Annotated in this window: 1 protein-coding gene; it reads left to right on the top strand. The window is 63.0% G+C overall.

Going from position 1 to position 327, the window contains the following annotated elements; translation table 11 throughout:
• Positions 1-200 (top strand): hypothetical protein (locus UK12_RS44105; RefSeq protein ID WP_231591515.1); only part of this gene is annotated, 200 nt, incomplete at its 5' end.
• Positions 201-327: the final 127 nt, after the last annotated feature.

Below are 327 nucleotides of genomic sequence, written 5' to 3'. Positions count from 1 at the left end.
GTACGAGGAAATTGTCGGCCTCTCAGCTCGGTGACTGGGGGACGGCAATCAGCGGACACGCGATGCGTCTTCTGGAGCAGGGCCTGGAGGCGCCGGAGGACCTGGAGGATGTGGACGAGATTGTCCTGGACGGCGTAAGTCTGTTGGCGATCGGGCTGGAGGAGCGTCGCGCAACCCACTCCTGGGCAGGCACGGTGTAGCCAGATTACCCGCCGGTAAGTTTGGCTCATCATCATCTCGTCAGGGCCGGTGAGCTGCCCCTACGCTCCGATCACCGGACCGACGAGTGCCGCTGTGGCACCGTCAGATTCTGATGGAGCAGCAATG

The sequence above is a fragment of the Saccharothrix sp. ST-888 genome (assembly GCF_000955975.1).
In the GTDB taxonomy this organism is placed as follows: domain Bacteria; phylum Actinomycetota; class Actinomycetes; order Streptomycetales; family Streptomycetaceae; genus Kitasatospora.
Note: the sequence above shows the minus strand (reverse complement) of the source record. Positions and strands in the feature narration are given on the sequence as shown.